We start from the raw sequence: 14,438 nt of genomic DNA on the forward strand, positions 1-14,438 counted from the left end.
GGCTAAAAGTTGAAATGAATTTCTCATGAAATAATTTAAGCTCTTTTGCCTAATGCCTACGGCTTACAGCCTAAAGCGTATTAATGCAATTTTATTTTGCATTAATATTTAACATCAAGCCTTTTTTAAGCGAGGCTTGATATATTGGTGATAAAATTCTGGGTAAAATCTAAAAGCGTAAACAAATGGGTGAAGCACATTTACTTTTAGTTCTTTATACAAAATTACTTGTCCGATGATAAAACCAATAAAACTGGACACTAAAGTTGCCCGAGCCGCCCCCATTACTCCTTGCGAACTAATCAAAAAGTAGTTCATCGCAATGTTTAAACAAGCCGAAAAAACCACCACAGAGAAGGTTAATTTGGTTTTGCCAATAGAATCGATAACGATACCAAATTGACGACCAAATGGTACAAAAATGCAATACAACAACGTAATCTTCAATAAAGGAATCGAGTCATCGTATTTTCCACCCGCAATAATATTGACGATTAAATCAGAAAAGAGATAAAGAAATATAATGGCAGGAATCACCAAAGCCAAGATTGTTCCCACAGATTTTTCATACAAATATCGCACTCCATCTAAGCCTTCTTGTGCACGCTTGGCACTTTGTGGAAATACAATCGTAGCAATAGAATTGGTTGGTATCTCGATAAGATTTGTAATTCGTACTGCCACATTAAATGCCCCAGAAGCCACAGGAGAAAGCATAGCCCCAAGCATCATTTGGTCGATAGTCCCCGACAGAATAGAGCTTACCGATGTACCGAAGGTATATTTTCCAAAATGAAACAATTTACTAATCCACTCTTTGTGCAACTGTCTATCGAGTGTCAAGTGTTTTCTAGCGTAGCTGTATCCAATCAAAGTTGCTATCACAACTGCCACAATCTGAATATACACCAAATACGCTAACGGAATCGTGAACTTTGTAATAAAACAAACCAGAATAAATAGGAACAAGACTGCTTGACGAATAAAGGTTGTAATAAAAACCCCATTAAACGCTAAATGCGCTTGCTCGACACTGTTAAAAATAGCCAATACACCCGAAAGTAAAAAGGTAATATTGTGCACATAAAACATTGGTTCCAGCTCAGGCGTATGCCACATTACACTGAGAAAATGTGAAAAAATCAAATTTAGCAATACACAAAAAACCGAAAGCGATGCGCTAATTGTTACCGAAGCCGTAATAATTGGGGTTTTCTCTTCAGGCTTTGCGCCTGACAAAAACTTCACCAAAGCATTTCCAATTAAGCCATTACGAATTACCTCTAATATAGAGGTAGTCGTCATAAAGAGTGTCCAAGCGCCAAACTGATTTTTATCCAAAACACGTACCAACATATAAAAGCCTCCAAAGCCAAAAAGTACATTTGTCAAACTTTGGAGAATATTCAAGAAACCAGATTTTAACCAATAGTTATTTGCCATACGGTTATGATTTTACGTAATGTTTTAGCACAAAGTCTCTCGCCTCTTCATTGGTTTTGGCATGATAAATCGTAGCTCCTGAAAGTTTTGGAAAAAGTGTTTTGAAACAACCAAAATGATGCTCTGGTCCTTTTTTTGACAAAATTATATTAGAGCCTTTAAAACAACTTGCCAAGGCTGCCGTACCACCATGAATAGAAATAAACTTCTCACAATTGGCATATACAGATAGTTGGAAATGGTTGTAATTTCTGGCTTTAATTTTATTCTCTTTATACAAATCCTCCATCAAAACTACCTCAGGGTGTGTTTCGGCTAACCACTCATAGTCATTGAGTTCGTAAATATCGCTGGTATCATTAGTGATATTCTGAGGACGTGGGCGGTTATAAAGAATGGTATAGTCTTTTTTCAAATGACTAATCATAAAGTCCAAATCTTCGATACTATAAAAACTAATGGGTGCTCCACCCCATTCCATATTGTATCGATTAGCAATCATCAGCATCGGTTTGTCATAGACATAAACATCGTTCTTAAAATGCTCTTTATAAGGCACTTCAAGCCATTTGGCCATGTCATAATCTTGACTGTACAGTACACGAGGGAGTTCAAAATTATAATTTCCTTCGTTGGTTCTTACATCAAAGACTTCTTCATGATGAGGCGAAAAGAAATACATTTCCTTGGTAAAAAGCGCTGCCTTGGTACTTTTCAAGGTACCATTTTTGAAGTGCCAATAAGCAAACGGAATCGTAAATTCTAGTTCAGGAGCAAACTCCCCCTGAAACTCAATTTCTTTGTAAGGTTTCTTGATTACATAGTCCCTAAAAATATACTTAAGTTGTGTTAGCTGACACCGATAAGTATGGCGGTAATAATAACGTACATCTGGTGTCATTCGTCCATGGCGGAGTAAGACAATCAGGCTCAGAAATTTGTTAAGGATTTTTTCAAACATAAGTACACGGGTTGAATCTATATACAAGAATAGTTAGGCTATGGCTTTTACCAGATAAACAGGTATATTCAAATAACCTCACCTATCAAGTATTATGCCGAAAGAGTAATTCCTTTTTTAAATATAGAAATTTAATGATAAAACAAAAGCAATATTTCTCATTTTTTATTCTTTACGCTTCAAATAGATACTTTCTTTGAAGGAATTTCTGCAAAAAGTATTCCAACATTAGTCGTCTCTGAGACAAACGCTTTTAAATCTCAACTTCAACCATAATTTAATTTCGAATCTACTAACTTTACGGTTTCTAGTGACAATCATCATCTCATTAGACCAACAATTAGCATTTAATATTCTTCATTTATGATACGATTCAACAAGCAAAAAATCTTTACACTAGCAACCTTATCCCTTTTAAGTCTCGCTACATTAGGGCAAAAAGCACAATTTGACTTAATTCCTTTGGGCGTAAAAGGTGGCACCGACGAAAGTAATATGTCTTGCTATATGCTTGGTGCGAGTGGTTCTGAGCAATTTGTGGCATTAGACGCAGGAACGGTTTATGCAGGTTTGCAAAAAGCTGTGGAGAAAAAAACGTTTACTTTATCTGCTTCGCAGGTGATGCGAAAATACATCAAAGGTTATTTCATTTCTCACCCACACCTCGACCATGTTTCTGGACTCATTATCAACTCCCCTGGTGATACCGCGAAAAGTATTTATGCTACACAAAAGTGCATGACTATTATGCAAGAAAACTATTTCAATGATAAAACTTGGGTAAATTTTGGCGATGCAGGCGTTGGTGTTCTCTTGAAAAAATACCATTATGCAACTTTACCACTCGAAACAGAGGAAAAAATTGCAGGAACGGACATGACGGTAAAAGCTTTTTCATTAAGTCATATTGAGCCTTTTGAAAGCACGGCCTTTTTGATTAAACATCAAGATTCGTACGTCTTGTATTTGGGAGACACAGGACCTGATGAATTAGAAAAAGCAGGAAAGTTGAAAAACCTTTGGAAAACCGTAGCACCATTGATTAAAAACAAGCAATTGAAGGGCATTCTTATCGAGGTTTCTTTCCCCAACGAACAACCCAATCATTTGTTATTTGGTCACCTAACACCACAATGGTTGATGAAAGAAATGAGTGTTTTGGCAGACCTTGCTGGAAAAGAAAATATGAAAGGCTTAAATGTTGTTATCACGCATTTGAAACCCCCAGCTATAAACGAGCAAAAAATCATTGAACAGATGAAAGCTCAAAATATATTAGGATTAAACATCATTTTTCCACAACAAGGAGAAAAAATTAAACTCTAAATCAAGATTTCAGATTGCATGAGATTAGTAGTGAACGAAGGATTATAAAACTATCTATTTCAGATATCAGATGTTGGATTTCGGAAGTGTAATCTTTTGTATTTCTTGAAATAAAGGTATTTTACTTTATTTCCGAAATCAGAAATCCTAAATCTGCAATACTTGGGAGTCCTTCGTCCTGTCCTAACTCTTGAATGGCTCCACAATCTGGTACCAAAAGCCCTACAGCCCCGACAGAGAAAAGCTTGATTATGATACTTTTGTAAGAAAATTAAAACCAACTATTCAATTATTATGAAAAATGTACTTTTAGGATGTGCTTGTTTATCAATCATGTCTCTTTCTTCTGGATTCTCCTGCAAAACTAATGGAGGATTAGAACCTACTACAGAAAACGCTACCGCAGATACACAACCAAAACTCAAATCCAATATCATTGTCAATGACAAGGATGTTATCTGGGGAATGGACTTTCTTCCTAATGGTGACTTACTTTTTACAGAGAAACAAGGTAAATTTTACCGCTATTCAGGTGGAAAAACTACTGAACTTTCAGGAGCTCCAACGGATGTATTTGTAAAAGGACAGGGTGGTTTATTGGACTTAAGAGTTCACCCAAAATATGCTCAAAATGGCTGGATTTATGCGACTTATGTAAGCAAAGGCACTGATGATGGATCACAATTAAATTTGATTCGCTTCAAACTTAACGGTGATGCTATTACGGGTACTGAAAAGATTTTTACAACTCCAGCCACCAACACCATGTACAATCACTATGGTAGTCGCATTGAGTTTGACAATAAAGGATTTTTGTTTTTATCAATCGGAGAAGGTGGTGCAACTAGCTACGGCGGTGCTGAATCGCCTAACATGAATGCGCAGAATGTAACGATTCCTTGGGGAAAAGTTCACCGTATGACCGACGATGGTAAAGTGCCTAGCGACAACCCTGTATTAGAAGGTAACACTGCTCCTTCTACGGTTTATTCGTATGGTCACCGCAACCCACAAGGTTTGGCTTTTAATCCAACTACACAAGAAATTTGGGAATCAGAACACGGTCCTCGTGGCGGTGATGAAGTAAACGTTATCCAAAAAGGTAAAAACTACGGTTGGCCTGTAGTTTCTTATGGTATCAACTACGACGGAAAAACGATTTCTAAAGCTCCTTCAAAAGAAGGTGTTACGCTTCCACAACACCAATACACTCCATCTATCGGAACTTGTGGTATCTCTTTTATTACAAGTGATAAATACAAAGGTTGGAAAGGAAGTTTGTTAGTTGGAGGTTTAGCATATCAATATTTGAGCCGTCTCGAAATTAAAGATGGCAAGGTGGTAAAAGAACAAAAACTATTGGAAAGTATTGGACGTGTACGTAACGTAAAACAAGGTCCAGATGGCTTGATTTATATTTCGGTAGAAGGTCCGGGAAGAATTATCCAGTTACTTCCAGAATAATTTCGTCCCTAATTTAGTGATCTGATAATGAGCAAATTAGTGACTATTATCCTGAGATAAAGTATCAAAAAGGCGTTCGAAAAGCTTATTTCGAACGCCTTTTTGATACTATATGCTATGTCTGATTCGGCTTAAGACACAAAGCATTGTGTCTCTACTCGTAAAATTCATTAAATTAAGCGTGACTCTCGGGTATTTAGCTACGCAAAATCACAATCCATTTTCAAATCAACACATCTTCAAATTTTCAAATTACTTCGGTGCAACTTCGCCCAAATAAAAACTTGGATGTGGAGGTTGATTATAACCAGAGTTTTGCCAAGCGATAGCCACACGGTATTGGGCATCATGCATCAACGTTGGCATTTTGTAGGTCGTTGGAATGGTTGTAGTAAAAATTCGTAATGCAGAGCTATCATTTTTTTTCAACACAACTTCCTCACGCCAATCTCCAAACAAATCTCCTGAAATGGCTGGCGTAGCCTTTGTTCCATTGTTTGACGAACAGCCCTCAGCAGTAAACAAACGAACTAATTGTCCATTCTGGTAATCCCATTTATCTACATGATTACCATCCAACAACTCACGAGTTAAGTCACCATCCCACCAAACAGCGAAGTTCATAGAACGAGGTCTGGTAGCACTAATTTGATTGCCTTTACAGTCATAAAGTCCTCCTACTGAGCCCCAAACTTCATATCCATAACGCGTTGGATCAATATCCGAAGCCATACAGCGTCCCACATCCTTACCTTCTCCAGATACACCCCAAATAGGTTTTCCTGTCAATAGATCTCTAAACTCCATGCCATATTCTCCGTATTTGGCTGGTTCTTCGTGACATTGCCAAAGCTCTAGGCCTTTTCTGGTTGGATCCATATCCGAAACATGCAGCGCATCGCCATGACCCAAGCCATTGGCGTAAAAGCTTTTACCAGTAGAGGCAATTACAGATGCTCCACTGATTACCTCTTGTTTGCCATCCCCATCCAAATCGGCAATACTCATCTGATGATTTCCCATACTTCTGTGAGCTTCGTTTCCAGCATCGTTGGAGTCAAAATTCCAACGCATTTTGATTTTACCTTTTTCAAAATCCCAAGCAGTTCTAACCAAACGAGTATAATAGCCCCGCCCAGTAATCAGGCTTGGATGTTTACCGTCCAAATATGCCACAGCAGAAATAAATCTATCCACTCGGTTGCCATACTTGTCGCCCCAAGCTCCTACCTCTCCACGCTCAGGCGTGAATGGTACAGAATCAAGAATTTTTCCAGAAACTCCTTCAAAAACCGTCAAAAACTCAGGACCATCCAATACATATCCTGTTTCATTACGATAATCAGCCTTTGCATCTCCAATCACTTTTCCTATTGCATCTGTGGTTCCATCAGCAGTTTTACACGCAATTTCGGCTTTACCATCGCCATCAAAATCAAAAACCATAAACTGAGTATAATGGGCACCAGCTCTGATATTTTTACCTAAATCCACACGCCACAATTGCTTCCCGTCCATACGATAAGCATCCAAATAGACATTGCCTGTATAGCCTTTTTGAGAATTATCCTTCGAGTTAGTTGGATCCCATTTCAGTACGATTTCATATTGCCCGTCACCATCTAAATCCCCAACCGAACAATCTGATGCTGAATAGGTATAGGGTTTTCCGTCTGGAGTTGTACCTCCAGTAGGGATATTCAGAGGGATTTCAATAAAGTTTTGTGCTAATACTTTGGTAGAATAGGCTTTTTGTTCTTTGCCATTTAATACGGCTCTAACGCTGTATTCTTCAGATTCAACTCCGCTACTATCCACCCAGTTAGATATAGTTGAAATTGGGTTGGCGTTCAGTTTTGTTTTGCCTCGATATAGATTAAATGCAAGATTTTTGGCGTCAGTACCAAGGATTCTCCAACTCAAAAAAACAGATTTGGGATTGGTACGTACTGCGACCAAACCTCTGTCTAAATTTTCAAGTTGATATTGAGCCGTAATACCATGCGACATCAGTAACCCCATGGCAAAGGGTAATACTTTACTTACGATTTTTTTCATGAAATAAATCAGGTTTATTGGTAAAGAAATTAGTGAATATTAGTAGTGAAACTTTAGCTCAAACGGAAAATAAAACAACTAGACGTAGCATATTTCCCGCCTTGCATGGCAGTAAATAGATGGGTTGGCTTACCGTTTTGCATGAGTAATTGCGGGCGTTCAAATCTACCATATCGCTTGAGATGCGAAGGTGCTGGTGGTTCGGTAATGTAGGCTTCAGCAGGGAGAAACGATACCGTAGGTTCGCTCCACTTTTTTCCATTTTTAGACTCCATAAATAAACCCACCTCATGGTTGTAATATCCCATATCACGGGTAAGCATTTTGAATTTCCCCTTTTCTAAATAAGTAAAAGCATCCTCAACTTGAGCATTATTACCTTTTCTCGAAAAATCAACAATAGGGTTTCCTTTATACTTTTGATAAGGCCCCATAAGGTTTTTGGCTATCGCTAAACCGTACTTCCGATTTCCTCGAATAGCACCTTGGGCTTCTTGGTATTCTTTCGTATTCCAAGATTTGTAATACAACCAATATTCCCCATTGGGATGTTTGATAAAAGAGGGATTCGTAGTGCAATGGTCATCCCAAGTACCTTCAGCACCCGCTTCTAACAGCGGTTTGTCATAGCGAGTCCAAGGTCCATCGAGACTTGGCGCTGTGGCAATACCAATACGCTTGGTGTCTGTTTTACCATTGGAATTACCCATATAAAACAAACAGTATTGATTATCAACAAATTGAATATGAGGATTATGACAAGTAGTAGCGTCCCAATATCCTTCGCCTCTTGGGGCAAGAATAGTACCTATCACTTGAAAAGGAGCAGTCGGTGAATCAGCAACCGCATGAGCGATTTCGGATTTGTGAATCCATCCACCCATTTTGTATTTTTCTGGCCAACGAGAAAAGAATACGTGTATTTTCCCATCTGGAGCCATAATCGGCGAAGCACACCAAACGTAATATCCTTCTATTTCCAATCGACGACCAATTGGTTCAAGATGCTTAACAAAATCGGATAAAGGCAAAACCTTCGTTTTGGGTTTTCCAAAGCTAAATGTAGTCAATGGCAAGACTCCCAAAGAAGCCAAAAAGGTTCTTCTAGAAAGCATACTGTTTAGAGATAATATCAATTTTTAGATCAGGAAATTGGTAGTGATGAATTGTGAATTGTGAGTTTTGAATATAAAACTTTATAAACACATGTGTCTAATTAGTAAATATTTGAAAGTAAAAAAATCATAATTCTACACTAACGAATGACGCTATATAACCTAAAAGATTCAATTGGTATATTTCTACTAAGTAACGTCTTAATTAGAAGATTTTTTCAGAAAGTAAATATCATTTGCTATTCCTTAGTCATGCTTCTGTGAACTTAATTTATCGACAGGATAGCCTTTTGCTTTACATCTGGCTATAATATCATCCAACTGTTTTTGTGGCATAGTCTTTTTACGACTCATGATAAACAAAAATTTGTACTCTGGATGTCCCACTACCACATAAGAATAATCTTCGGGGAGTTCGATAATCCAATAATCCACTCGATATGGCCATAAAAATTGTGCTTCGAGCTTAGCGTTATTGGTATTCGCAACAGGAAAAACTTTGGATTTTACGGAGTGAATTTCTTCGTCATCTCCTTTTTTATAAGTGGTTACCACATCTAAGTAACCTTTGGCATTAAGAGAATAATACCCTGTGGTTTCGCGGGTATTGCGATCAAACATAGTGGGTAAAGAGTAAAGTGAATACCAGACACCGCAATAGCGTCTTAAATCAACTTTCTCGACCGTGGCATTCGGTACAAAATTGGTTTTCATTAAAAACAAAGTAAAGGCAAGTATGTATTTCATAAGTTTCTCGTTTGGGAAAAATACGAAAAACTCAGCCTTTTAGATTTGGAATTGCTTCAAACCTCTTATCATTTATCAATTTTTTAGGATAATTTTTACAGTACTAATCAAAAAACTCATTATGAAAATTGACTAAAAATACCTCATGTGTAGCACGCGTAATGCCCGTATACAACCAACGTACAAAATCCTCATTGATTTGTTCGTCAGTCAGATAGCCTTGTTCAACAAACACGGCGTTCCACTGACCACCTTGCGATTTATGACAGGTGAGCGCATAGGCAAACTTTACTTGCAAAGCATTGAGATAAGGGTCTTTACGAATTTCGGCAATACGGTCTTTTTTGTTGGTAATATGCTCATAATCCAAGGCTACAGAGTCGTAAAGCGCTTTACTTTCATCTTTATTCAAAGAAGGGTTATTGGAATATAAGGTACTCAACAATACTTTCGCTTCAATTTCGGGATGGTCTTCATAATCAAGTAATCGAACATACAAAGTTGCAAAACGGAATCCGTGCATTTCTTCTACACCTCGGATTTTCATAACCTCTACAAAATCGCCATTGGCCAAAAATCCCGCTGGGGAGTCATCTCCCAACCAGTGATAATTATTTCTTACAATCATCAACAAGTCTCCTACTGAAAGCTCATCATCCAAGGCAAAAATTTGCTGACGAATATAGCGGTTGTAGAGAACAGCAGTTTTATTGGAACGAGTCAGAATAATCGTATTTTCACGACCAAATTTACGATAGGCATAGTTCAGTCCGTCTTCCAGCTTTTCACCAGTCATTTTATAAAAATCTCTATATCCTTTGGTTACAAAAGAGATTTTTGGTTTGTTGGTACTAAGCGTACTACGCAATTGTGTAGCGTTATACAAAATCCCTGATTCAGCATCCTGACGCATTACCTCGGTAAGTTCTTGCTCCAAAACACCCAGGTGAAACTGTCCTTCCATGTAAACTTTTTCCAGCGCTGGCGACATAAACTTTCCTACGGGCGGTAACTGTGCGGTATCCCCAACAAAAATAATTTTGTTCCCATTATAATCTAATTCTGGGTGAGTAAACACATATTCCATCAAATCTGTGAGCAAACCCGCAGTGCCAAACTCGGCATCATCAGAAATCATTGAGGATTCATCGATGATAAAAATGGTATTGGTGGCGTAATTATTTTGACGCTGAAACTCTAAGCTACCTGTATATTGGTTGGCAACTTGGCGATAAATCTTCTTGTGAATCGTTAAGGCTGTCTTTTTCGAATAATTGGACATTACCTTTGCCGCACGACCTGTTGGTGCCAACAAAACAGATTTATAACCAAATTTGGGCAATACCTTAATTATTGTCGAAATCACCGTGGTTTTCCCTGTACCTGCATATCCTTTTAGCAAAAAACATAAAGGACCAAAATCATCAGTATTGAGGATAAACTTTTCCATTTTCTGAAAAAGCTCAACCTGCCCTACCGTTGGTTCAAAGGGAAATTTTTGTCTTAATAAAAACGAAGGTGTTTTTTGTTCTTCTGCCACGGCAATTATTGAATGAGTTGTGAGGGAGTAATTGAGTAAATTGTGATTTTAAAGCGCTAAAGAATGATTGCATCTTCATGTGATAAATCTCTGAAAGTATTGATTAAACATACTTTCTCAAAATGTTTCAGGTCTTCAATCCTTATCGCTTTTTCTTTTATTTGATGCGTATCCAACAAATATTGTCGTTTTGTTCCTTTTAATAATGGAGTATTAGGCGTAAACCACTGTTTCCCATCCCAAAATGCCAAGTTCGCAATAGTAGCATCTGAAACCCATCCATTCTGAGTAATGATCAACTCATCCGCTTCAGAGTTGTCTTGTAGTAGTTGTGTAAAAACACTTCTTTCAAGCCATTTGATAGCATAATCGATGGGAGGTGCTTCTACTACTTTTATTTTCTGAATATTTTTCCACTGGTATGGAATAAACTGTATCTCCTCTATTTCTTGTTGATACACTACTCTACAACGCACAATACCGCTCTGATGTTCTGATGGGATAATCAGCATTGACGCTAAATCTATGACGTTTTCGCACTGCCAAAGTTGCTTTCGGGCGGCGTTCATGCGTGCTTGATGGTAGGATAATTGTAAAATCTTTCCATCTTGTATCTGTATGGTTTCTAAAATTCTCATATTCTTCTGTAAATTTAAACTACTTTTTTTAAATAGATATTCCAGATTTTGCATAAATAATTGATTCAAAAATGAAAACCTTAGATGATTTGCTAGTCTTGGGCGACCCTCGACTTTATGAGATATGTCAAGAAGTGACAAAAGAAGAATTACCCTTCGTAAAAGAATGGGTTGAAGACCTACATAATGTCATGCAGGAAATCCGAGAAAAGTACAATTTTGGTAGAGCTATTGCGGCACCACAATTAGGCATTATGAAAAGGGTAATTTATATGAATATTGACAAACCCGTAGTTTTTATCAACCCTGTGTTAGAAAATCTCAGTGAAGAGCAATTTGAACTCTGGGATGACTGCATGAGTTTCCCTCGTTTGTTAGTAAAAGTAATGCGACATAAAAGTCTCACGATTCGTTATTTAAACGAAAATTGGCAGGAGCAAATTTGGGATATGCAAGGTGATTTATCAGAACTGCTCCAGCATGAATATGATCATTTAGATGGTATTTTATGTACGATGAGGGCTATCGATAACAAGTCTTTTAAATGGAGATAGGTAATAGTGCTGAATTATGAGTGATGAGTTTTGAGTGTATTTTTTGATTACTAATGTTTTATCTCAAAATTTATCCAACTTAATTCTGCAAGAATATTTAAGTAATAGTGGTAAATTGTGAGTTGGCCTTGCCCAAAATGTTAAATTCACATTCAGATAACTTTTGACATGACATTCGATGAAATATATTCTTTCGTTTCCCATTTTTAATCAAAACACACAAAACTTCAAGGCACTGTTAGCGCTGGCTTGGGGCTTTTTTCCTTTTATTACAGCCTTACTTTTTGTCGACTCTCCTTGGTTTGCCCAAAATATATTTGACGGAAGATATCTAGCTGATATACTGACACTTGTTTATTTTGGATTACTTTTCAAACACAGCGATGCTCATCTGCGAAAGTTACTTTTCGTCATGATTTTTTTATCCTATTTAGGGGAATTAATTTTCTGCAATGGCGCAGGAATGTATGATTATCGTACGCCTTATGTACCTTTTTATGTGCCATTTGGTCATAGCATCGTATATGCCACAGGTTATATCTTCGCACACACATCATGGGCTGCTCGTTATGACAAGGTATTAAGACCTATTTTCATTGTATTTTATGCACTAGTATTTGTAGCGGTTGGTTATGGTTGGAACGACCATTTTTCATTGCTATTTGGTCTGTTATTTTTTGTATTGGTTAGACGAAAAAGATGGCAGAATGTGTATTTTTTCATTGGAATAGCGGTTTTTACGACTGAACTCATTGGTACATATTACAACTGTTGGGTTTGGCGTCCCTACACTTATGGAGGACTAGCTACAGCCAATCCTCCTTTGGGAGCAGTGTTTTTTTATGGTGGCGGAGATGTACTTTTGGATAAAATTGTTTGGTATTATGAACGAAAAATACAGCCTGTATTAACCTAAAATCGCTGATTTTCGATAGTTCTGAAAGTCAGATTGATTCTTGGTTTTTTGACTTTTTTAGAAGGCGGTAATCGGTGCAACCAAAATGTTTGAGTGGTATCTTTCATCACCAACAAGCTTCCATGTTCTAATAGCATTTCCACTTTCTGGGCTGTATGTTTATGTTTGAAAGCAAATTTTCGTTCAGCTCCAAAGGTGATTGAACCAATAGCACCATTTTTTTTCAAATCAATTTCATCGTCGCTATGCCAAGCCATGCCTTCATCACCAGTATGATAGAGGTTGAGTAAACATGAATTAAAAGTTTCGCCAGTGGCCATTTCAATTCTATTCTTTAGCATCAATAATCCTGGTGTCCAAGGCAACGCTTCCTTGGTAACTTTCGAATACGTATAGCGAAAAGGACTATCGCCATACCAAGCGACTTTACGTTTGGTAATGATTTTTTTGCCAAACATCATCGCCTCATCATTTCTCCAATCAATAGTAGTCCAAAGCTCTTCGAAGAATCGATTGGCTTCTTCCTCTGAAAAAAGTTTACCATAGTAGTTGACTGTCCCATCCTTTGGTAACAGATTTAATTGAGAGTCTTCACACTCAAATAATGAAAGTGTCATACAAGTGTTTTTTACGCAAATTTTAAGAGAATGTTAGAGGTTTCATACCCGAATATTGCTACAAATTAACACCTAATAAACTAAATATAAGTATTTGCAGTTTTTATATAAATTTACAATTTACTTATTGAAAATATTTGTTTCTAATTATCTTTAAGTATAAATTTATATCTAATAGGATATTGCTTCACCATCTCCAATTCACGAGATTTGTATAGAATTACACTGATAACTGAGGAAATTTCGCCATAAATATTCTCATCCTTGTGTATTTAATAACTAATCACCACATACTGTATAAATATCATATTGCTAGCCTATTTCAATACAGTTAACTTTTACCTTCTTGCACGATAACATTTCAATTATTCAAAGTATGTCACTTTGAACAAAACCTATTACCCTTCACTACACCTGTTTAATACACTTGCAACTGCCTAAATCTTATAATATACATCCGTTTATATTCGATAAAAGTATGCCAAAAAACATTATTAAACACTCACTAAATCCTATGGATTATAAAGAGAAAATTAAACTAGCCAATAGTTAAAAAGCCAATTTTTGACAACTTTAAATACACTATGCTCAAAATATAAACTATTGAACTAGCTTCTACTCTTTTAATCTGTGATTAAAACTACTTTAATACATGGTTTATTTAAAAAAGACTAGTAATTTTTTGGTACCGCCAAATCCAGAAAATAAAGAAAAAATCAGAACGGAGTATGTATTTATAAGGCAAAACAACCTCTATATCAAGCTCCTATACAATAACCTAGTATTTGTGCAAAGTGCTGGAAATTATGTAGAATTACAAACTTGTACTTCCAAAAAATTTGTATTGAAATCGAGTATAGTACAAATTCAGCATTCACTCAATTATGAAAAGCTAATCCGTATTCATCGATCATATTTAATCAACATTGATCATATCAATGAATTTAGCTTACAGGAAGTTACAATGAGCAATGGTTGTATTTTACCTATTGGAAAAAACTACCAAGACGATTTTTTAGAGCTTTTATTCAATATCTCTATTTCCGCTTAAGCGTATAA

General features: G+C 36.8%; 13 protein-coding genes. 5 read left to right on the plus strand and 8 right to left on the minus strand.

Translation table 11 applies throughout. From position 1 onward, the window contains the following. Nucleotides 1–114 precede the first annotated feature (114 nt). A complete protein-coding gene (locus QM481_RS01215) occupies nt 115–1,443 on the minus strand; it encodes a flippase (RefSeq protein WP_283380332.1) in 1,329 nt (442 codons plus the stop codon). Between the two features lie 4 nt (nt 1,444–1,447). Continuing rightward, the gene (locus QM481_RS01220) at nt 1,448–2,404 is read right to left on the minus strand and encodes a hypothetical protein (RefSeq protein WP_283380333.1); all 957 of its coding nucleotides are present in this window, start codon (nt 2,402–2,404) and stop codon (nt 1,448–1,450) included. 363 nt (nt 2,405–2,767) lie between these two features. On the opposite strand from QM481_RS01220, the gene QM481_RS01225 reads away from it, so the two are divergent. Both QM481_RS01225 and QM481_RS01230 read left to right on the plus strand, forming a co-directional pair. Further along, the gene (locus QM481_RS01225; RefSeq protein WP_283380334.1) at nt 2,768–3,730 is read left to right on the plus strand and encodes an MBL fold metallo-hydrolase; all 963 of its coding nucleotides are present in this window, start codon (nt 2,768–2,770) and stop codon (nt 3,728–3,730) included. A 294-nt stretch (nt 3,731–4,024) separates the two neighbouring features. Then, a complete protein-coding gene (locus QM481_RS01230; protein ID WP_283380335.1) occupies nt 4,025–5,194 on the plus strand; it encodes a PQQ-dependent sugar dehydrogenase in 1,170 nt (389 codons plus the stop codon). Between the two features lie 252 nt (nt 5,195–5,446). Here QM481_RS01230 and QM481_RS01235 read toward each other — a convergent pair whose 3' ends face one another. From QM481_RS01235 to QM481_RS01255, 5 genes are all read right to left on the minus strand, one after another. After that, nucleotides 5,447–7,252, minus strand: coding sequence for a rhamnogalacturonan lyase (locus tag QM481_RS01235; protein ID WP_283380336.1), 1,806 nt, complete (start codon nt 7,250–7,252; stop codon nt 5,447–5,449). A gap of 53 nt (nt 7,253–7,305) precedes the next feature. Then, entirely contained in the window at nt 7,306–8,367 is a 1,062-nt protein-coding gene (locus QM481_RS01240) for a glycoside hydrolase family protein (protein ID WP_283380337.1), read from the minus strand. A 246-nt stretch (nt 8,368–8,613) separates the two neighbouring features. Then, a complete protein-coding gene (locus QM481_RS01245) occupies nt 8,614–9,114 on the minus strand; it encodes a lipocalin family protein (protein WP_283380338.1) in 501 nt (166 codons plus the stop codon). Between the two features lie 103 nt (nt 9,115–9,217). Continuing rightward, nucleotides 9,218–10,654: an ATP-dependent DNA helicase gene (locus QM481_RS01250; RefSeq protein WP_283380339.1), complete on the minus strand. Its 1,437-nt coding sequence runs from the start codon at nt 10,652–10,654 to the stop codon at nt 9,218–9,220. A gap of 56 nt (nt 10,655–10,710) precedes the next feature. Further along, nucleotides 10,711–11,292, minus strand: coding sequence for an aminotransferase class IV (locus tag QM481_RS01255; RefSeq protein ID WP_283380340.1), 582 nt, complete (start codon nt 11,290–11,292; stop codon nt 10,711–10,713). A gap of 71 nt (nt 11,293–11,363) precedes the next feature. On the opposite strand from QM481_RS01255, the gene QM481_RS01260 reads away from it, so the two are divergent. Together QM481_RS01260 and QM481_RS01265 are read left to right on the plus strand one after the other, a co-directional pair. Beyond that, the gene (locus QM481_RS01260; protein WP_283380341.1) at nt 11,364–11,846 is read left to right on the plus strand and encodes a peptide deformylase; all 483 of its coding nucleotides are present in this window, start codon (nt 11,364–11,366) and stop codon (nt 11,844–11,846) included. 178 nt (nt 11,847–12,024) lie between these two features. Next, nucleotides 12,025–12,762, plus strand: coding sequence for a hypothetical protein (locus tag QM481_RS01265; protein WP_283380342.1), 738 nt, complete (start codon nt 12,025–12,027; stop codon nt 12,760–12,762). Here the strand turns inward: QM481_RS01265 and QM481_RS01270 are convergent. Then, the gene (locus tag QM481_RS01270; RefSeq protein WP_283380343.1) at nt 12,759–13,379 is read right to left on the minus strand and encodes an alpha-ketoglutarate-dependent dioxygenase AlkB family protein; all 621 of its coding nucleotides are present in this window, start codon (nt 13,377–13,379) and stop codon (nt 12,759–12,761) included. The two genes, QM481_RS01265 and QM481_RS01270, sit on opposite strands and share 4 nt — an antisense overlap. 652 nt (nt 13,380–14,031) lie before the next feature. Between QM481_RS01270 and QM481_RS01275 the strand changes: the two genes are divergently transcribed. Then, nucleotides 14,032–14,430 carry a LytR/AlgR family response regulator transcription factor gene (locus tag QM481_RS01275; protein ID WP_283380344.1) on the plus strand — a complete coding sequence of 133 codons (399 nt, stop codon included), beginning with the start codon at nt 14,032–14,034 and terminating at the stop codon, nt 14,428–14,430. Nucleotides 14,431–14,438 lie beyond the last annotated feature (8 nt).

The sequence above is a fragment of the Flectobacillus rivi genome (assembly GCF_030056655.1).
Lineage (GTDB): Bacteria > Bacteroidota > Bacteroidia > Cytophagales > Spirosomataceae > Flectobacillus > Flectobacillus rivi.

Coding starts and splice junctions, on each gene's coding strand:
- QM481_RS01215 (WP_283380332.1), bottom strand. CDS start 1,443: ATGGCAAATAACTATTGGTTAAAATCTGGTTTCTTGAATATTCTCCAA.
- QM481_RS01220 (WP_283380333.1), bottom strand. CDS start 2,404: ATGTTTGAAAAAATCCTTAACAAATTTCTGAGCCTGATTGTCTTACTC.
- QM481_RS01225 (WP_283380334.1), top strand. CDS start 2,768: ATGATACGATTCAACAAGCAAAAAATCTTTACACTAGCAACCTTATCC.
- QM481_RS01230 (WP_283380335.1), top strand. CDS start 4,025: ATGAAAAATGTACTTTTAGGATGTGCTTGTTTATCAATCATGTCTCTT.
- QM481_RS01235 (WP_283380336.1), bottom strand. CDS start 7,252: ATGAAAAAAATCGTAAGTAAAGTATTACCCTTTGCCATGGGGTTACTG.
- QM481_RS01240 (WP_283380337.1), bottom strand. CDS start 8,367: ATGCTTTCTAGAAGAACCTTTTTGGCTTCTTTGGGAGTCTTGCCATTG.
- QM481_RS01245 (WP_283380338.1), bottom strand. CDS start 9,114: ATGAAATACATACTTGCCTTTACTTTGTTTTTAATGAAAACCAATTTT.
- QM481_RS01255 (WP_283380340.1), bottom strand. CDS start 11,292: ATGAGAATTTTAGAAACCATACAGATACAAGATGGAAAGATTTTACAA.
- QM481_RS01260 (WP_283380341.1), top strand. CDS start 11,364: ATGAAAACCTTAGATGATTTGCTAGTCTTGGGCGACCCTCGACTTTAT.
- QM481_RS01265 (WP_283380342.1), top strand. CDS start 12,025: ATGAAATATATTCTTTCGTTTCCCATTTTTAATCAAAACACACAAAAC.
- QM481_RS01270 (WP_283380343.1), bottom strand. CDS start 13,379: ATGACACTTTCATTATTTGAGTGTGAAGACTCTCAATTAAATCTGTTA.
- QM481_RS01275 (WP_283380344.1), top strand. CDS start 14,032: ATGGTTTATTTAAAAAAGACTAGTAATTTTTTGGTACCGCCAAATCCA.